The sequence below is a fragment of the Nocardia blacklockiae genome, from assembly GCF_015477355.1.
Taxonomy (GTDB): Bacteria; Actinomycetota; Actinomycetes; order Mycobacteriales; family Mycobacteriaceae; genus Nocardia; species Nocardia blacklockiae.
The window spans coordinates 183335-200232 of sequence record NZ_JADLRJ010000004.1 but is presented as its reverse complement, the minus strand read 5'-3'; the positions used below and the strand labels follow the sequence as shown (position 1 = coordinate 200232).

Here is a 16898-nt window from a genome sequence, read left to right as displayed (position 1 = left end):
ACACCGGCTTCGGCGGGTGACCGGCCGTTCGCCTTCCGCTCCCGAGGCGAGCTGGTAGTGGCCGAAGCGGGCCGGACGATCGCGCGGTACGGCGGCAGCTACGTGGATTCCGGCTTCACCCGCGACGATTCGCACGTCTACGCGCTGGACGCGGCGGGCATGGTGGTCGCGGTGGACGTCGGCAGCGGCGCGGTACTACCGCAACGGCTGGAGTGTCACTGCGACCGCGTCTTCCCGCTGACCGGCACCACGGTCGGCTGGTGGCAGGAGCCGGACGGATTCCTGCGGGCCGACCTGTTGTCGCCGAAGACGGTTGCGCGTCTGCGAGTTTCACTGCCCGCGCCGGACCCGGTCGCGCCCGGAAACGTGCTGTCGGCACCACGGCTCCTCGCCGCCGACGAACGGACGTTGCTCGTCGACCGGACCGAGGCGCCGCGGGGCGCGGCGTGGGGAATCAACCACCTCTCGGTGGTCGACACGGAGACCGGGGCCGCGCGCACGGTGGATACCGCGGAGACCCGCGTCAACACGCCCTTCGGCGCGGCCGCGATCCGCCCCGACGGCCGCGCCGCCGCCGTGGCCGCGTACATCCGCGACGGAAGTACCTGCGGCACGGCGCGTTTGGTGCGTATCGAACTGCCACAGGGCCGAACCGAGACCTTCGACCTCCCGCAGCTATCCAGTTGCTCGGCGATCGCGGACCTGGGCTGGCAGGGCGCAGCGCCGATCGCCACCGGCCTGTTCTGGGAGCCGGGTGCGCCGGACCGGCTCACCGCCACCGCCGTGTGGACCAGGCACGGCAACCGCTGGGATCGGCAGGGCGGCAACGACACTCTGCGGCGGGCGGCGCTCACCCCGACGGTCACCCTCGAGATCCGCCGCACCGGACGCGATCGAGTCCATACGGAACAGGCCGGGGCGCTGCTGGTCCTCGACGGAACCGAGGCCCGCGTCCTCGCCCACGAGGTGATCGACATGTGCCTTCCACACGGCATATTCGAGCCGCCCGGGACACGGCCGCCGCCGCGGCTGTGGTCGGCGCCGGAAGACAGGTGAAACGGGTCCGCGATGGCTACGCTGCCTGCCATGAGAAAAGTCGCTGCCCTGCTGGCCGGTCTGCTGGCGCTGGTGCTGCTGGCCGGATGCGGCGGAGCCGAGCGCTCCGACACCGCGCAAGGCTCCGCCGGCAACGCCCCGCGCCCGGCGACCGCCCCGGCCGGTGCGCCCGCGCTGCGCGAACAAGGCCCCGCGAGCCCGAAACAGCAGACCGACGACGCGACCGAGACTCCCGTCGATCGCAAGGAGGTCGTCACCGGCAGCGTCGACATCACCACCGCCGACCCGATCGCCGCCGCCGGCAAGGTCGCCGACCGGGTGCGGACCGTCGGCGGTCGGGTGGACAGCCGCTCCGAACAGCCCGGCACCGACACCGCGAAACCCCGTGCCGCACTGACGGTCCGGGTGCCCGCGGACAAGACCGACGACTTCGTCAACGGTCTCGACGGTCTCGGCCAGGTCACCAGCGTGACGACCGAGCGCGCCGACGTGACCATGCAGTGGCAGGACCTCGACGCGCGGATCAAGGCGCTGCAGGCCTCGGTCGACCGGCTGCGCGCCCTGGTCTCGAGCGCCGCCAATACCGCCGACCTGATCGCCGCCGAGAACGCGCTGTCGAGCCGCCAGGGCGAACTGGACAGCCTCACCGCCCGCAAACGCCAGCTCGACGACGAGGTCGCCCTGTCCACCCTCACCGTCGAACTCAGCACCGACGAGCCGCCGGGTTCGCGGCCGGACAACTATTGGGACCGCATCGTCGACGGCTGGAACTCCCTGCTGCGAGCGCTGAAGTCGACCGGCAACGCCCTGCCGTGGCTCGGCTTCCTGCTCGTCCTCGCCGCCCTCGCCTGGGGTATGGTGCGACTGTTCAAGCGTCGTTCCGGTGGGGCCGAGCAGGTTTCACCGCGTCCCGCACCGGAGCCTGCCGAGCGCGACGCAGCCTCCGCACCGGAAAGCACCGCGCCGGAAGGGAACCCGCCCCCATCCGTCGAAGTAACGAAGGCGGGAGGTGCCGATGCCCCCGACCACGGTCCGGGCGGTGATAAAGCCGAACAGTAGGAAAGGCCCGCTGGTCGAAACGCTCGCCGACGGCACGCTGCAGCTCTACGTGCGTGCCCCGGCGGTGGAGGGGAAGGCGAACAAGGCCGCCGTCGAACTACTCGCCAGCCACTACGGCGTCCCCAAGAGCGCGGTCCGGCTCACTGCGGGCGCCACCTCGCGCTTCAAGCGGTTCGAAATAGACCGGCCCTGAACCTGCTATACCGCGCCCGGGAACCCGAGCTGCCGCCAGGCCTCGTACACCGCCACCGCGGCGGCGTTGGACAGATTCATCGACCGTCGCCCCGGCAGCATCGGGATCCGGACCTGCTCGGTGACGGCGGGGTCGGCGAGCACGTCCTCGGGCAGCCCGGTCGGTTCCGGCCCGAACAGCAGCACATCGCCCTTCCGATAGGCGATGTCGGTGTTGTGCGTGGTCGCATGGGTGGTGAAGGCGTACACCCGCTCGGGGCGGATGACCTGCCAGGCGGCGGCGAGATCGGCGTGCACGGTCACCGACGCCAGGTCGTGGTAGTCCAGCCCGGCCCGCCGCAGCTTCGGCTCGGACAGTTCGAAGCCGAGCGGCTCGATCAGATGTAGCTCGCAGCCGGTGCCGGCCGCCAGCCGGATGGCGTTGCCCGTGTTGGGCGGGATGCGAGGCTGGAAGAACACCACATGGAGCACGGTCACAAGCATCGCATGAGGCGATCCCGCTCCGCCCCGTGCCTTCTCGCCCCCACCGACGGCGCAATGCGAGAATCGGGACGTGACCGAAGCCCCCGCAGCTCCCGCGCAACACCACGGCCCGGCCGGCCGCTTCTTCCGCTCCCACCTGCCGATGCTGCTGGTCGTGGCGGTCCTGCTGGTCGCGGTCGTCTTCGTGGCGCAGGACCGCTGGCGCCGCGGCGCCTACGTCATCGGCGGCGCCACCCTCCTGGCCGCGACCCTGCGCGCCTGTCTCCCCACCGCCCGCGTAGGCCTGCTCGCGGTGCGTGGCAAACCCTTCGACGTCGGCGCCTACACCGTCCTGGGCGGAGCCGTCATAGCCCTCGCCGCCACCATCAACAGCCTCGGCGTCGGCTGACGCGTGGGTGTACTCAGCGCCTGGCGCGGGCCGAGTGCACCAGCTCCATGGTCTCCACCAGGAGCTTGCCGACCGCTTCGGTTTCGGTGAGGAAGCCGTCGTGCCCGTCGCGCGAGTGGACGACCTCGAGGCCGCGGCAGCCGGGCAGTAGGTCGGCCAGTTCCTGCTGGGTTCGCAGGGGGTAGAGGCGGTCGGAGTCGACGCCGCCGACGATGCACGGCACCGGGGTGGCCGCCAGCGCGGCGGCGATACCGCCGCGGCCGCGGCCGACGTCGTGGCGGTTCATCGCCTCGGTCAGCAGCACGTAGGTGGCGGCGTCGAAGCGGTGCACCAGCTTCTGCGCCTGGTACTCCAGGTAGCTCTGCACCGCGTAGCGGCCGCCGGCGCGTGGATCCTCGTCGCCCTGGGCGCGGTTCTCGAAGCGGTGGTCGAGTTCGAATTCGGTGCGGTAGGACAGGTGCGCGATCCGGCGGGCGATGCCCAGCCCGGCGACCGGAGCCCGCCCGGTGCCGTGATAGTTGCCGCCCTGCCAGTTCGGATCGGCCTGGATGGCGGCGATCTGGGTGGTCTGGGTGCCGATCTGGTCCGCGGTGGCACGCGCGCCGACGGCCAGCACCAGCGCGGCCTCGACCCGCTGCGGATAGCCGACCATCCACTCCAGCACCCGCATCCCGCCCATCGAGCCGCCGACCACCGCGGCGAGCCGCTCGATGCCGAGCAGGTCGCACAGCACCACCTCGGCGGTCACCTGGTCGCGAATGGAGATCTCGGGAAACCTTGCGCCCCAGGGCTTTCCGTCCGGTGCGAGGGAGGAGGGCCCGGTGCTGCCCTGGCAGCCGCCGAGCACGTTGGTGGCGATCACGCACCACTGGTCGGTATCGAGCGGAGCGCCCGGCCCCACGACGCCGTCCCACCAGCCCGGCAGCGCGTGCACGTCGTCCGGCGGGCCCACCACGTGCGAATCACCGGTCAGCGCGTGCTCGATCAGCACGACATTGTCCGCGTCGGGCGACAGCTCGCCCCAGCGCTGCACGGCCAGCTCGACCTCGGGGATCACGGCCCCGTTCTCGAGCGCGACCGCGCCGAGGGCGATGGTGCCGAGCGTGCCGTCCGGCGGGGGCAACAGGGCAGCGGCGGCCGACCGGGCCGTCGTCGGTTCGGTGCTCACGGTCACCGCGCCGCCGTCGCGAACCCGGGTGTCCCGGCCGCCCGCCCGCCGCGCGCCGGCCGCGAATGCTGGGCCGATGCCGAAGCGAGCAGGGAGAAACACACGCCTTCGATGGTAGCGATACGACCGGACGGCATCGTGTGCTCGGTGCCGCGCGGGCCGTGGGAGATGTTCGCCGGGTCGCAGACAGCAGCAGTCGAGTCGCTCATGTACTACTCCAGGTGAAGGGGCCGTATGCGGCTGTCAGCGGGGTTCGGGTAGCGACCGGCAACAACACATTTCGGGACCTCCTGATCGTCGCGCTTGCTCTCGGCTTTCGAGAGCCCGGTCATCACCCGGAGCACCCCACCGCAACTGGAGGGTTGCCGGCCAGCGAGCCGGGGCTTGGCGCTGGCACTCATGACCTGAATGGGATGGTAGCGGATCGCCGGAGCGGGCCGCGAGGCCAGGTCGCCGCTATCGTTCGCGCTCGCGGGCCTCGGCGACCGGGACCGCGCAGCGCCGGACGAACTCGTCGTAGGCGCCGCGCACCGCGCGCACGCTGGCCTCCGCCGAGGCGGCCGGTTCGCCCTCGGGCACCTCGGCGTCGCATTCCATGCCGGTGCGCAGGATGGCGTTGAAGGTCGCCGCGATGAGCCGCACCGTCATCGATTCGCTGTCGGCGCCGATGCGCTCGGCGAGGGCGGTGTGGATGGCGACGGTCTTGGTGTCGGCGATATCCATGCTGCGCGCGCGGACCGTGGGGCTGGCCCGGCTGATCCGCTGCATCCGCTGGAACCACTCGAACGGCACCTCGCCCTCCGCGATGCTCTCCGCGGTCACGGCCAGGTAGGTGTCCAGCAGGGCCTGTAGTTCGTTGCCGGTGACCGGCTGTTTGCGCAGTTCCGCGCCGATCGCCTTGCCCCAGTCCTCGATCGGGGCGAGGACGATGTCCTCCTTCAGTTCGAAGTACCGGTTCACCGTGCGCGGCGACACGTCGGCCGCCTCCGCGATCTGTTCGACCGTCGTCGCCTCGAACCCGTTCGCATCGCACAACCGCAGCGCCACCTCGATGATGCGGCGCCGGGTCTGCTGCTTCTTGCGTTCGCGCAGGCCGGGCTGGGCGGGACGCAGCGGTGAGTCGAGCATGTCCCGATTCTATCGCCATCCGCTCTGAATGTGACCAGCAACGCCAAATGTCACACTCAGACATTTTTCTCTTGACGCCAATTGTCTGCCGGTGCCACGATGGCTGCACACTTCTTCCGATGCAGGAGTCCCCCTCATGACCGAAACCGGGACACTCGTTCCACCCGACATATCGACCGAGCCGAAGAGCTCGGCCCGCTGGTGGGCGCTGGGCGTGATCGCCCTGGCCCAGCTCATGGTGGTGCTCGACGCCACGATCGTGACCATCTCGCTGCCGTTCGCCCAGCAGGACCTGGGCATCAGCGACGGCGACAAGCAGTGGGTGCTCACCGCCTACACGCTGATCTTCGGCGGCCTGCTGCTGCTCGGCGGCCGCCTCGCCGACTACCTGGGCCGCCGCCGGATCTTCCTGATCGGCCTGGTCGGCTTCGCCGCCGCGTCGGCGCTGGCGGGCCTGGCGCAGAACTCCGCCGAACTGTTCGCGGGCCGCGCGCTGCAGGGCGCGTTCGGTGCGCTGCTGGCACCGGCGGCGCTGTCGCTGGTGTCGGTCACCTTCACCGAGGCGCGCGAAAGGGCAAGGGCCTTCGGCGTTTTCGCGGGCGTCTCGGCGGGCGGCGCGGCGATCGGCCTGATCGCCGGCGGCGCGCTCACCGAATACGCGAACTGGCGCTGGTGCCTGCTGGTGAACACGCCCGTCGCGCTGCTGGCGCTGGTCGGCGCGTTCGTGTTCGTCGTCAAGGACGTGCCCGTTCCGCGGACCGGCGGCTACGACGTGCCCGGCGCGGTGACGGTGACCCTGGGCCTGATCTCGGTCGTGTACGGCTTCAGCCGCGCCGCCGACGACGGCTGGCTGGCCTCGTCCACGCTCGCGCTGCTGATCGCCGGGGTGGCGCTGCTGATCGCGTTCGTGGCGATCGAACGGCGTACCGCCAATCCGCTACTGCCGCTGCATATTCCGGGTGAGCTGAACCGCGGCGGCTCGTTCCTGGTGGCGTTGCTGGTGCCGATCGCGATGTTCGCGATGTTCATCAACCTGAGCTACTACCTGCAGATCACGCTGGGCTACAGCCCGCTGAAGGCCGGTGTGGCGTTCCTGCCGTTCCCGGTGGGCATCGTGATCTCGGCGGGCGTGGCCAGCGCGCTGCTGCCCCGCATCGGGCCGCGGCCGCTGATGATCGCCGGCGGCGTGCTCGGCATCGCGGGCCTGCTCTACCTGGCACAGCTGAACTTCGGCGACAGCTTCGCCGGCACCGTGCTGCCCGCCACCGTGCTGATCGCGCTCGGCATGGGCGCGCTGTTCGTGTCCATGCAGACCACGGCGCTGCACCAGGTCGAGGAGCAGGACTCCGGCGTGGCCAGCGCGCTGCTCAACGCCGCCCAGCAGGTCGGCGGCGCGATCGGCACGGCCCTGCTGACCACCATCTCCGTGCAGGTGGCCCAGCGCTACGCCGAGAACAACCCGACCGCGGACAACCTGATGGCTCGCGCCGCGATCCACAGTTACGACGTGGCGTTCTACATCGGCGCGGGATTCTTCCTGGCCGCGATCGTGATCGTCGCGCTGATGATCCGCGACAAGCCGGAGAACCTCCTGGAAGGCGCCGAGCACGCGCCGATGGCTGTCTGATTACTCACAGGCGGGGAAGGGCCGGTGCCGCTGAAGTGGCACCGGCCCTCGTGCGCGGTCCGTGAGTGTGATGTGGCCGTCTCTCAATGGGGCAGCCCCTGGAAGTGAGACCCAGCGCACCAGTACGCTTGTCTTGTTTAGTACCTCGAAGTCTCGCGGACAACGCGGGGCGTATACGTTGTCTGTTGAACAGCTGGGGTCCGCTCACAAGCGTGTTCACCTGGCCGTGCAATGGGAGCACCTTCCTAGGAGGACACGAAGATCCATGTCCAAGATCAAGGTTGAAGGTACCGTCGTCGAACTCGATGGCGACGAGATGACCCGGATCATCTGGCAGTTCATCAAGGACAAGCTGGTCCATCCGTACCTCGACATCAATCTCGAGTATTACGACCTCGGTATCGAGTATCGGGACAAGACCGACGACCAGGTGACGATCGACGCCGCCAACGCCATCAAGCAGCACGGCGTGGGCGTCAAGTGCGCCACCATCACCCCCGACGAGGCGCGCGTCAAGGAATTCGGGCTGAAGAAGATGTGGCGGTCGCCCAACGGCACCATCCGCAACATCCTCGGCGGCACGATCTTCCGCGCCCCGATCATCATCTCCAACGTTCCGCGCCTGGTTCCGGGCTGGACGAAGCCGATCATCATCGGCCGCCACGCGTTCGGCGACCAGTACCGCGCCACCGACTTCAAGGTGCATCAGGCGGGCACCGTCACCCTCACCTTCACGCCCGAGGACGGCTCCGAGCCGATCCAGCACGAGGTCGTGAAGCTGCCGGAGGACGGCGGCGTCGTGATGGGCATGTACAACTTCAAGAAGTCCATCGAGGACTTCGCCCGCGCGTCGCTGAACTACGGCCTGCAGCAGAACTATCCGGTCTACATGTCGACCAAGAACACGATCCTGAAGGCCTACGACGGCATGTTCAAGGACACGTTCCAGGAGATCTACGAGACCGAGTTCAAGAACGAGTTCGACGCCGCCGGCCTCACCTACGAGCACCGGCTGATCGACGACATGGTGGCCTCCGCGCTGAAGTGGGAGGGCGGCTACGTCTGGGCGTGCAAGAACTACGACGGCGACGTGCAGTCCGACACCGTGGCGCAGGGCTTCGGCTCGCTGGGCCTGATGACCTCGGTGCTGCTGACCCCGGACGGGCGGACCTGTGAGGCCGAGGCCGCGCACGGCACCGTGACCCGGCACTACCGCCAGCACCAGCAGGGCAAGCCGACCTCCACCAACCCGATCGCCTCGATCTTCGCGTGGACCCGCGGCATCGCCCATCGCGGCAAGCTGGACAACACCCCCGAGGTCATCGGCTTCGCGCAGACCCTCGAGGACGTCGTCATCAAGACCGTCGAGGACGGCCAGATGACCAAGGACCTGGCGCTGCTGGTCGGCGGCGATCAGGGCTACCTCACCACCGAGGAGTTCCTCGGCGTGCTCGACGCCAACCTGGCGCGCGAACTGCGCTGAACCTCGAACGAGAAAGTCGCTCTACGAGAATTTCTCGCGTTGTACATCCGGGCACCCGCCCCCACCGAATCCGGTGGCCGCGGGTGCCCGAATTGTTTCCCGACCTCCCGTTCGTTCGGGTTTCGCGATCGTGTCGGGAGCGGGGGACGGGCACCGGTGATTCCGCGCGGTGAGTGAGATCACCGCGTCCCGGGGATGCGCGAGCGTTCGCCGCCGTGTTGCGCTGTGTCGTGGCTTCCGTTTCCGAGCCCACCGTGGCCTCCCCCCAGTCCTCGTCCACCGCCTCGATCGCGCCCGCGCGCGACCGCGGCGAGACGTCCGTCGCCGACGCGCCCGTGGTCGAGCACTCCGAACGCACCGGTTGGCACGTGCCCGCGCTGCTGGCCCTGGCGCTCGGCGGATTCGGCATCGGCACCACCGAATTCGTCACCATGGGTTTGCTGCCGGACATCGCGCACGCCATGAACGTGTCGGAGCCGACCGCCGGGCACGCGGTGTCGGCGTACGCGCTGGGCGTGGTGGTCGGCGCGCCGGTCATCGCGGCGCTGTGTGCGCGCCTCCCGCGCAGGCGCCTGCTGATCGCGTTGATGATCGCCTTCACCGTCGGCAACGCCGCCACCGTGCTGGCCCCCTCGTTCGCGACGCTGACGGCCGCGCGCTTCGTCTCCGGCCTGCCGCACGGCGCGTACTTCGGGGTGGCGTCGCTCGCGGCGGCGACCCTGGCGCCCGCCGGTCAGCGCGCGAAAGCGGTTGCTGCGGTTATGCTGGGATTGAGCGCCGCCAACGTTGTCGGCGTTCCCGCCGCCACCTGGCTCGGCCAGCATCTCGGGTGGCGGGATGCCTACGCGGTGGTCGCCGTCATCGGGTTGGCGACGGTGTTCGCCATCGCGAGATTCGTTCCCGAACTCACCGGTGTCCGCGTCACCGATCCCCGCACCGAACTCGGTGCGCTGCGCCGTTCCCAGGTGCTGCTGACGCTGCTGGTCGGCGCGGTCGGCTTCGGCGGCATGTTCGCCGTGTACACCTACATCACCACCACGCTCACCGATGTCGCGGGCATGCCGATCGGGCTGGTGCCGATCGTGCTCGCGCTGTTCGGACTGGGCATGATCGCCGGCAATATCGTCGGCGGCGTGCTGGCCGATCGCGGCGTGGACCGCGCGGTGTTCCTGGCGCTGCTGTCGATGGTCGTCATCCTCGCCGGATTCGTTGCGGCAGCGCATAATCCGTACACCGCGGGGATCGGGGCCTTCCTGGTGGGCGCGTCCGGCGCGGCCCTCGCCCCCGGCCTGCAGATCCGCCTGATGGATGTCGCGCACGATGCTCAGACCCTCGCGGCCGCCCTCAATCACGCGGCTCTCAACATCGCCAATGCCGCGGGGGCGTGGCTCGGCGGCCTGGTGATCGCGGCGAATCTCGGCTACACCGCTCCCGCGGTGGTCGGCGCGGGGCTGGCGGTCTCGGGCGTGCTGATGTTCACCGTGACCGTGTGGCTCGCTCGCCGTCGCGTCGACTCCGCTATAGGCGCCGCGATCCGGTAGCGGTCTGCGCGCTCCGTCTCCCCGGGCGACCCCAGTGCGCCGCCCGCAACTTCGGCTCGGCATTTTCATTCACCACTGCATGTAAGTGTACAATTCGCGGATGGTCAGGCCCGCAGTCTCGAAACCGCAGCGTCGCACGCAGGAGCAGCGCAGCACCGAGATGCGGATCCGGCTGCTCGACGCCACCATCGACTGCCTGGTCGAGTACGGCTACGCGGGGACGACCACGCCGCGGGTGGCCGAGCGCGCGGGCGTCACCCGGGGCGCGCAGGTCCACCATTTCGGCTCCAAGACCGATCTCGTGGTGGCCGCCATCAGCCACCTCGCGCAGCGCCGCACCGACGCCGCGATGCAGGAGCTGGGCCGCTTCCGGCACGAGGGCGACCCGGTCGCCGCGGTGCTGGACTTCCTGTGGGAACTGCACCAGGGCCCGCTGTTCATCGCCGCGATGGAACTGTGGGTGGCGGGCCGCGTGGATCGGGTGCTCGCCGCCGAGATGGCGAAGGTCGAGCCGTTCGTCAACAACGCCGTGCTGATGGCGGTCGCGCAGCTGGTCCCCGACGAGGTCGACCGCAAGACCGCCCGCGATTTCGTCTACACCGCGATGGACGCGCTGCGCGGAATCCTGATGTCCAACTTCATCGATCCTGACTCCGACCGCGCGCTGCGCCGGTGGAGGCGCGCCTCGACGCACCTGCGTACCGCCGCGGAATCGTCGCTCCCGGGCCTGCGCGCCGACCGCTGAGGCGCGGCCCGGTGCGACCTGGAGATGGTCGCGAAGATCGGTATCGCGCCACGTATTCCGGCTGCGTACACAGCGGGATGTATGTCGCCGCAATCCCGTTGAGCTCCTGAGCAAGTGCCACTGACGGGAAGTCATGCCCTTCCTCTTGTCTAGTTACATACATCTCTGTATGTTTGTTTCCACACCAGACCACACCTAGGTGAGGAGTTCGATGGCGAACAAGGTCTACGTCGTCGGCGTCGGCATGACGAAGTTCGAGAAGCCCGGACGCCGCCAGGTCGAGGACGCGGACGGCGCGCGGGCGTGGGACTACCCGGACATGGCGCGGGAATCGGGCACCAAGGCCCTCGCCGACGCGGGCATCGACTACGACCGGGTGCAGCAGGCATACGTCGGCTACGTGTACGGCGAATCCACGTCGGGTCAGCGGGCGGTCTACGAACTGGGCATGACCGGGATCCCGGTCGTCAACGTGAACAACAACTGCTCCACCGGCTCCACCGCGCTCTACCTTGCGGCACAGGCGATTCGGGGCGGCCTCGCCGACTGCACCCTGGCGCTGGGCTTCGAGAAGATGCAGCCCGGCTCGCTCGGCTCCACCTGGGACGACCGCGAGCAGCCGATGGCCAAGCACATGATGGCGCTGGCCGAGATCTCCGAGGTGCTGTTCCCGCCGGCCCCGTGGATGTTCGGCGCGGCGGGCCGGGAGCACATGAAGGCGTACGGCACCACCGCCGAGCACTTCGCCAAGATCGGGTACAAGAACCACAAGCACTCGGTGAACAACCCGTATTCGCAGTTCCAGGACGAGTATTCGCTTCAGGACATCCTCGACGCGCGGATGATCTACGACCCGCTGACCAAGCTGCAGTGCTCCCCGACCTCCGACGGCTCCGGCGCGGCGATCCTGGCGTCGGAGAAGTTCGTCGACGAGCACGGGCTCGCGAGTCAAGCGGTGGAGATCGTCGGCCAGGCCATGACCACCGACTTCGCCTCCACCTTCGACGGCACCGCCAAGAGCATCATCGGCTACGACATGAACGTGCAGGCCGCCCGCCAGGTCTACGACCAGGCCGGTCTCGGGCCCGAGGACTTCCAGGTCATCGAGCTGCACGACTGCTTCTCGGCCAACGAACTGCTGCTGTACGAGGCGCTGGGCCTGTGCGGCGAGGGCGAGGCCGGAAAGCTCGTCGACGACAACCTGACCACCTACGGCGGCAAGTGGGTCGTCAACCCGTCCGGCGGCCTGATCTCCAAGGGACATCCTTTGGGCGCAACGGGTTTGGCGCAGTGCAGCGAGCTGACCTGGCAGCTGCGCGGCACTGCCGACAAGCGCCAGGTGCCGAATGTGACGGCGGCACTGCAGCACAACATCGGCCTGGGCGGCGCGGCCGTCGTCACGGCCTATCAGCGCGCGGACCGCTGAGCCCCCGACCACGAGGAAAGAGAGCACCCATGGGCCACATCGAATACACCAAGACCCTGACCGCGTCCCCCGAAGCCCTGTGGGCCGTCGTCGGCAACCCGAACACCTGGGGCGACTGGTTCTCCATCCACGAGCGCTGGATGGAGGAGCCGCCCGCGACCCTGGAGGTGGGCAACAAGCTGGTGGCCAAGGTGGTCATGCTCGGCATGGCCAACAAGTTCGAATGGCACGTCGCCGCGGTCGAGGCGCCGCGCACCCTGACCCTGACCGCGACCGGAATGGCCGGTGTGAAGGTCGAATTCACCTTCACCATCGCGCCCGCCGGCGACGGCTCGGAGCTGTCGGTGAACGGCGACTTCGAGGGCGCGCTGATCAAGGGCGCGCTCGGCAAGGCCGTGGAGAAGGACGGCCGCAAGCAGCTCGAGCGGTCCCTCGAGCAACTCGAGGCGCTGGCCTCGGCCGCATGAGCACCGAAACCGGCGGCCGCGTGGTCGAATTCGACGACAGCGGCCTCGACACCTGGTGTGACGAGGAACGTTTCGAGGTCTCGGCCGCGCGCATCGCCGAATACGCCGCCGCCACCAACGATCCCATCGCGGCGCACCGCGACGGCGTGGTGGCGCCGCCGGTCTTCGCCATCGTGCCGGTCTTCGACGCCATGATGGTGCCCGTGCTCGACGTGGCGCCGATGGACATCTTCGGCCGGGTCCTGCACGGCGAGCAGGACTTCCACTTCCATCGCCCGATCCGGCCGGGCGAGACGCTGGTGTCGCGGGCGCGGGCGATCGGCTACGCGGGCCGGCCCAACGGCAGCGGCATCACCGTGCACATCGAAAGCCGCACCGACGCCGGTGAATTGGTCAACGAGCAGTACCTCACCGCGTTCTTCCGCAATATCGACGCGGGCCGCACCGTCGGCACGCCCGCGCCGGAGCACAAGTTCGACGAGCGCCTGCGCGCCCGCGAACCGGTCGCGGAGGTGTCCCAGCGCATCGACGACGACCAGACCTACCGCTACGCACCGGCTTCGGGCGACCCGGTGCCGCTGCACCTGGACGAGGAGGTCGCCCGGGACGCCGGTCTGCCGGGCATCATCGCGCATGGGCTGTGCACGATGGCGTTCGCCTCGTGGGCGGTGCTCACCGAGGTCGGCGGCTCGGATGTGCACCGGCTGAAGCGTTTCGCGGTGCGCTTCGCCAAGCTGGTCTTCCCGGGTGACGAGCTGCGCACCCGGATCTGGCAGGTGAACTCCGCCGACGGCAGCACCACCTACGCTTTCGAAACGGTGCGCGGCGCGGACGTGGTGCTCAGCGACGGCCTGGCCGAGATCGCGGATTGACGGACGAACAGGAGACACACATGGGTGCATTGGCGGGCAAGGTCGCCGTCATCACCGGCGCCGGTCGCGGCATCGGCCGCGAACACGCGCTGTTGTTCGCGCGCGAGGGCGCCGCGGTCGTGGTGAACGACCTCGGCGGCGACAACGCCGGCGAGGGCGCCGACGTCGGCCCGGCGCAGGAGGTGGTGAACGAGATCACCGCGGCGGGCGGCCGGGCCGTCGCCGACACCGGCAACGTCGCCACCTGGGAGGGCGCGGAAAACCTTGTCGGCCGGGCGATCTCGGAGTTCGGTAAGCTCGATGTCGTCGTCAACAACGCGGGCATCCTGCGCGACGGTTTCGTCGCCGGTCTCGAGGAGTCCCAGTGGGACGCGGTCATCGCGGTGCATCTGAAGGGGCACTTCAACGTGCTGCGGCACGCGGCCGCGTATTGGAAGGACCAGTCCAAGGCGGGCAACCGGCCCAATGCCGCGGTCGTCAACACCGCCTCGGCCTCGGGTCTCACCATTCCCAATGCCGGACAGGCCAACTACGGCGCGGCGAAGGCGGGCATCGCGGCACTGACCCTGGTGGCCGCCGACGAGCTGGAACGGTACGGGGTCCGGGTCAACGCGATCGCGCCGATGGCCCGCACCCGGTTGACGCTGGCCACGCCGGGGATGGGCGCCATCTTCGCCGCCGAGGTGCCCGAGGGGGAGTTCGACGCGTTCAGTCCCGCCAACATCTCGCCGCTGGTCGCCTATCTGGCGGGCGACAAGTGCCCGTTCACCGGCAAGGTGTTCGCGGTGCAGGGCGGCGCGATCTCCGAGCTGGCGGGCTGGCACGACGTGAAGACCATCGAGACCGACGGTCCCTGGCTGATCGACGACATCGCCGCCCGCCTGCCGTAACCCCGAAACCCTCTGGAGAACAACGATGTTCGAATGGTCCGAGACCGATGAGATGATCCGCGACGCGGCCCGCGCCTTCATCGCGAAGGAGGTCCGCCCGCACCTGGACGCCCTGGAGAGCGGCGAGATGCTGCCCTACCCGGTGATCCGAAAGCTGTTCGAACAGTTCGGCATCGACGCCATGGGCGGCGAGGCGGTCGACAAGATGCTGGCCGGACAGCGTGCCCGGGCGGCGGGGGAGGGGTCCGGCGAGAAGAAGGACAAGTCCTCCGGCGGCGGTCCGTTCGGCGGTCAGGAGTCGCTGATGGCGGTGCTGATCGGCGAATTGTCCGGGGTCTGCATGGGTTTGGTGTCCGCGCTGGGCGTGTCCATCGGTCTCGGCGCCACCACCATCATGTCGCGCGGGACGCTCGCGCAGCAGGAGCGGTGGCTGAAGGACATCGTGACCATGAAAAAGGTTGCGGCGTGGGCGATCACGGAGCCCGACTCCGGCTCGGACGCGTTCGGCGGCATGAAGACCTACGTCAAGCGCGACGGCGAGGACTACATCCTCAACGGGCAGAAGACGTTCATCACCAACGGCCCCTACGCCGACACGGTCATCGTCTACGCCAAACTGGAGGAGGGCGACGCCGCCGTAGACAAGCGCGACCGCAAGGTGCTCACCTTCGTGCTCGACAAGGGCATGGCGGGTTTCACGCAGGGCAAGCCGTTCCGCAAGATGGGCCTGCACGCCTCGCCGACCGGCGAATTGTTCTTCGACAACGTGCGATTGGGCCGGGACCGGCTGCTCGGCGAGACCGAGGAGCACAAGGGCGGCGACGGCCGCGAGAGCGCCCGCTCCAGCTTCACCGCCGAGCGGCTCGGCGTCGGCTTCATGGCGCTGGGCATCATCAACGAATGTCACCGGCTCTGCGTGGACTACGCCAAGAGCCGCAAGCTGTGGGGCCAGGAGATCGGCCGCTTCCAGCTGGTGCAGCTCAAGCTGGCCAAGATGGAGGTCGCGCGAATCAACGTGCAGAACATGGTGTTCAACTCGATCGAGCGCGCCCGCGCCGGCAAACCTCCGACCCTGGCGGAGGCGTCGGCGATCAAGCTGTACTGCTCGGAGGCCGCCACCGAGGTCGCTATGGAGGCGGTGCAGCTGTTCGGCGGCAACGGCTACATGACCGAGTACCGCGTGGAACAGCTTGCCCGCGACGCGAAGTCGCTGATGATCTACGCGGGCAGCAACGAGATCCAGGTGACCCACATCGCCAAGGGGCTACTGGGTTCCTAGAGGGGCAGCCGGCGGATCGGCGCCGAGGGGGTGACCGATCCGCCGGCCTCCTCACACCGCACGCAGATGCGTGCGGCTGGCGTAGACGTGCTCGGCGATGAGGGTCGCGATGCGATCGGGCGCCTCCAGCATGGGGACGTGACCGACGCCGTGCACGAGGATGCGGTCCGCGGACTCGGGCAGCTCCCGCAGGAAGCGCTGGGCGAAGGCGCGATTCGGGATCACCCGGTCGTGCTCGCTCAGCAGCAGCCGCACCGGCGTGCGCAGAGTGGACATATCCTCCAGGGCGGGCATGCGCAGCCCGCCGGCCAGCAGCGGCAGCAAGGCCGTGCAGTGCACCGCCGAGGTGATGGCCGCCTCCACGCCGCGCCGCGCCGCCGCCCCGGTGTTCTTGCTCAGCAGATACGCCACGAACTGCCGGACCGGTGCGCTCAGCCGGACCGGCGGCGGCAGGCGCTTGCCGATCTCCACCACCGGCACCAGCGACAGGAACTTCAGCCCCACCCGGATCTGCAACAGCGACGGCGACTGCCAGCCGCCGGCGGGCGCGATCGCGGTGAGGGTGCGGGCCCGCCCGCGCCGGGCCAGCTCGAAGCCGACCCAGGCGCCGAGCGAGTTGCCCGCGATATGGCATGTGCGCCAACCTATCTCGTCCAATTGCGCCTCGACGCGGTCGGCCAGCACGTCGATGTCGATATACCAGCCCGCGAGGTCGGGCCCGCCCCAGTGGCCCGGGAAGGCGGGCGCGAACACCTCGCACGTGCCGGACAATCGGAATGCGACCTGCTCCCAGCAGTGCGGAGAGAGCATAAACCCGTGCAACAGCAGCAGCGGATCCCCGGAACCCGTGTGCAACGCCGTCATCGGTGCGAGCGGGAGGGCGGACTTGGCGGTGCCGGACGTCATCGTTCGTCACCCCTTCCTGGACCTCGATGTCCACAGGAGTTGATGACCAGATTGTACGGTCGGCACGGCTCCCGCAGGGGCGCTACGGCAACATGTAAACAGACTGTGTTTCAGTAGCCCGCACGCCCGCGCACCCGGGCCGGGCTATCGTGTGGCGGTGGCCGCACACGATCTCTTCCCGAAGTCCT

General features: G+C 69.2%; 17 protein-coding genes and 1 riboswitch. Of the genes, 13 read left to right on the top strand and 4 right to left on the bottom strand.

Annotated features, from left to right (window positions below; all coding sequences use genetic code 11):
- Positions 1 to 57: 57 nt before the first annotated feature.
- The 3 genes from IU476_RS13915 to IU476_RS13905 are packed head-to-tail and all read left to right on the top strand — an operon-like array spanning position 58 to position 2308.
- Positions 58 to 1056, top strand: a complete 999-nt coding sequence (locus IU476_RS13915; protein ID WP_195100228.1) for a hypothetical protein — start codon at positions 58 to 60, stop codon at positions 1054 to 1056.
- Between the two features lie 30 nt (positions 1057 to 1086).
- Complete coding sequence (locus IU476_RS13910) at positions 1087 to 2115, top strand: DUF4349 domain-containing protein (protein ID WP_195100226.1); 1029 nt, start codon at positions 1087 to 1089, stop codon at positions 2113 to 2115.
- Positions 2072 to 2308, top strand: a complete 237-nt coding sequence (locus tag IU476_RS13905) for a DUF167 domain-containing protein (RefSeq protein WP_195100223.1) — start codon at positions 2072 to 2074, stop codon at positions 2306 to 2308. The genes IU476_RS13910 and IU476_RS13905 overlap by 44 nt, the downstream gene beginning before the upstream one ends.
- A gap of 5 nt (positions 2309 to 2313) precedes the next feature.
- Here IU476_RS13905 and IU476_RS13900 read toward each other — a convergent pair whose 3' ends face one another.
- Complete coding sequence (locus IU476_RS13900; RefSeq protein ID WP_228823652.1) at positions 2314 to 2790, bottom strand: tRNA (cytidine(34)-2'-O)-methyltransferase; 477 nt, start codon at positions 2788 to 2790, stop codon at positions 2314 to 2316.
- Positions 2791 to 2932: 142 nt separating this feature from the next.
- On the opposite strand from IU476_RS13900, the gene IU476_RS13895 reads away from it, so the two are divergent.
- The gene (locus IU476_RS13895; RefSeq protein WP_195100969.1) at positions 2933 to 3178 is read left to right on the top strand and encodes a DUF3017 domain-containing protein; all 246 of its coding nucleotides are present in this window, start codon (positions 2933 to 2935) and stop codon (positions 3176 to 3178) included.
- A 13-nt stretch (positions 3179 to 3191) separates the two neighbouring features.
- Here the strand turns inward: IU476_RS13895 and metX are convergent, their stop codons facing one another.
- Complete coding sequence (metX, locus tag IU476_RS13890) at positions 3192 to 4304, bottom strand: homoserine O-acetyltransferase MetX (RefSeq protein WP_228823718.1); 1113 nt, start codon at positions 4302 to 4304, stop codon at positions 3192 to 3194.
- 336 nt (positions 4305 to 4640) lie between these two features.
- Positions 4641 to 4751, bottom strand: a riboswitch (SAM riboswitch).
- 51 nt (positions 4752 to 4802) lie between these two features.
- Positions 4803 to 5474, bottom strand: coding sequence for a TetR/AcrR family transcriptional regulator (locus IU476_RS13885; protein ID WP_195100220.1), 672 nt, complete (start codon positions 5472 to 5474; stop codon positions 4803 to 4805).
- 136 nt (positions 5475 to 5610) lie between these two features.
- Here IU476_RS13885 and IU476_RS13880 point away from each other — a divergent pair, with 136 nt between their 5' ends.
- From IU476_RS13880 to IU476_RS13840, 9 genes are all read left to right on the top strand, one after another.
- Complete coding sequence (locus tag IU476_RS13880; RefSeq protein WP_195100218.1) at positions 5611 to 7101, top strand: MFS transporter; 1491 nt, start codon at positions 5611 to 5613, stop codon at positions 7099 to 7101.
- Positions 7102 to 7366: 265 nt separating this feature from the next.
- Entirely contained in the window at positions 7367 to 8584 is a 1218-nt protein-coding gene (locus IU476_RS13875; protein WP_195100215.1) for an NADP-dependent isocitrate dehydrogenase, read from the top strand.
- A gap of 254 nt (positions 8585 to 8838) precedes the next feature.
- The gene (locus IU476_RS13870) at positions 8839 to 10125 is read left to right on the top strand and encodes an MFS transporter (protein WP_438944010.1); all 1287 of its coding nucleotides are present in this window, start codon (positions 8839 to 8841) and stop codon (positions 10123 to 10125) included.
- Between the two features lie 100 nt (positions 10126 to 10225).
- On the top strand, positions 10226 to 10870 hold the full coding sequence (locus IU476_RS13865; RefSeq protein ID WP_195100213.1) for a TetR/AcrR family transcriptional regulator: 645 nt from the start codon (positions 10226 to 10228) through the stop codon (positions 10868 to 10870).
- Positions 10871 to 11081: 211 nt separating this feature from the next.
- Positions 11082 to 12296 (top strand): lipid-transfer protein, encoded by a 1215-nt coding sequence (locus tag IU476_RS13860; RefSeq protein WP_195100211.1) that lies wholly within the window; start codon positions 11082 to 11084, stop codon positions 12294 to 12296.
- Between the two features lie 29 nt (positions 12297 to 12325).
- Positions 12326 to 12763, top strand: coding sequence for a type II toxin-antitoxin system Rv0910 family toxin (locus IU476_RS13855; protein ID WP_195100210.1), 438 nt, complete (start codon positions 12326 to 12328; stop codon positions 12761 to 12763).
- A complete protein-coding gene (locus IU476_RS13850; RefSeq protein ID WP_195100209.1) occupies positions 12760 to 13635 on the top strand; it encodes a MaoC/PaaZ C-terminal domain-containing protein in 876 nt (291 codons plus the stop codon). The genes IU476_RS13855 and IU476_RS13850 overlap by 4 nt, the downstream gene beginning before the upstream one ends.
- 20 nt (positions 13636 to 13655) lie before the next feature.
- The gene (locus tag IU476_RS13845; RefSeq protein ID WP_195100208.1) at positions 13656 to 14525 is read left to right on the top strand and encodes an SDR family oxidoreductase; all 870 of its coding nucleotides are present in this window, start codon (positions 13656 to 13658) and stop codon (positions 14523 to 14525) included.
- 25 nt (positions 14526 to 14550) lie between these two features.
- Positions 14551 to 15804, top strand: coding sequence for an acyl-CoA dehydrogenase family protein (locus IU476_RS13840; RefSeq protein ID WP_195100195.1), 1254 nt, complete (start codon positions 14551 to 14553; stop codon positions 15802 to 15804).
- A gap of 51 nt (positions 15805 to 15855) precedes the next feature.
- Here IU476_RS13840 and ephH read toward each other — a convergent pair whose 3' ends face one another.
- A complete protein-coding gene (gene ephH, locus IU476_RS13835) occupies positions 15856 to 16710 on the bottom strand; it encodes an epoxide hydrolase EphH (RefSeq protein WP_195100193.1) in 855 nt (284 codons plus the stop codon).
- Positions 16711 to 16898: the final 188 nt, after the last annotated feature.

What these genes read in the sequence shown, in the direction of transcription:
- IU476_RS13850 (WP_195100209.1), top strand. Translation starts at nt 12,760, where the DNA reads ATGAGCACCGAAACCGGCGGCCGCGTGGTCGAATTCGACGACAGCGGC.
- IU476_RS13860 (WP_195100211.1), top strand. Translation starts at nt 11,082, where the DNA reads ATGGCGAACAAGGTCTACGTCGTCGGCGTCGGCATGACGAAGTTCGAG.
- IU476_RS13900 (WP_228823652.1), bottom strand. Translation starts at nt 2,790, where the DNA reads ATGCTTGTGACCGTGCTCCATGTGGTGTTCTTCCAGCCTCGCATCCCG.
- IU476_RS13905 (WP_195100223.1), top strand. Translation starts at nt 2,072, where the DNA reads ATGCCCCCGACCACGGTCCGGGCGGTGATAAAGCCGAACAGTAGGAAA.
- IU476_RS13840 (WP_195100195.1), top strand. Translation starts at nt 14,551, where the DNA reads ATGTTCGAATGGTCCGAGACCGATGAGATGATCCGCGACGCGGCCCGC.
- IU476_RS13895 (WP_195100969.1), top strand. Translation starts at nt 2,933, where the DNA reads ATGCTGCTGGTCGTGGCGGTCCTGCTGGTCGCGGTCGTCTTCGTGGCG.
- IU476_RS13845 (WP_195100208.1), top strand. Translation starts at nt 13,656, where the DNA reads ATGGGTGCATTGGCGGGCAAGGTCGCCGTCATCACCGGCGCCGGTCGC.
- IU476_RS13910 (WP_195100226.1), top strand. Translation starts at nt 1,087, where the DNA reads ATGAGAAAAGTCGCTGCCCTGCTGGCCGGTCTGCTGGCGCTGGTGCTG.
- IU476_RS13865 (WP_195100213.1), top strand. Translation starts at nt 10,226, where the DNA reads ATGGTCAGGCCCGCAGTCTCGAAACCGCAGCGTCGCACGCAGGAGCAG.
- IU476_RS13875 (WP_195100215.1), top strand. Translation starts at nt 7,367, where the DNA reads ATGTCCAAGATCAAGGTTGAAGGTACCGTCGTCGAACTCGATGGCGAC.
- IU476_RS13880 (WP_195100218.1), top strand. Translation starts at nt 5,611, where the DNA reads ATGACCGAAACCGGGACACTCGTTCCACCCGACATATCGACCGAGCCG.
- IU476_RS13855 (WP_195100210.1), top strand. Translation starts at nt 12,326, where the DNA reads ATGGGCCACATCGAATACACCAAGACCCTGACCGCGTCCCCCGAAGCC.
- ephH (WP_195100193.1), bottom strand. Translation starts at nt 16,710, where the DNA reads ATGACGTCCGGCACCGCCAAGTCCGCCCTCCCGCTCGCACCGATGACG.
- IU476_RS13885 (WP_195100220.1), bottom strand. Translation starts at nt 5,474, where the DNA reads ATGCTCGACTCACCGCTGCGTCCCGCCCAGCCCGGCCTGCGCGAACGC.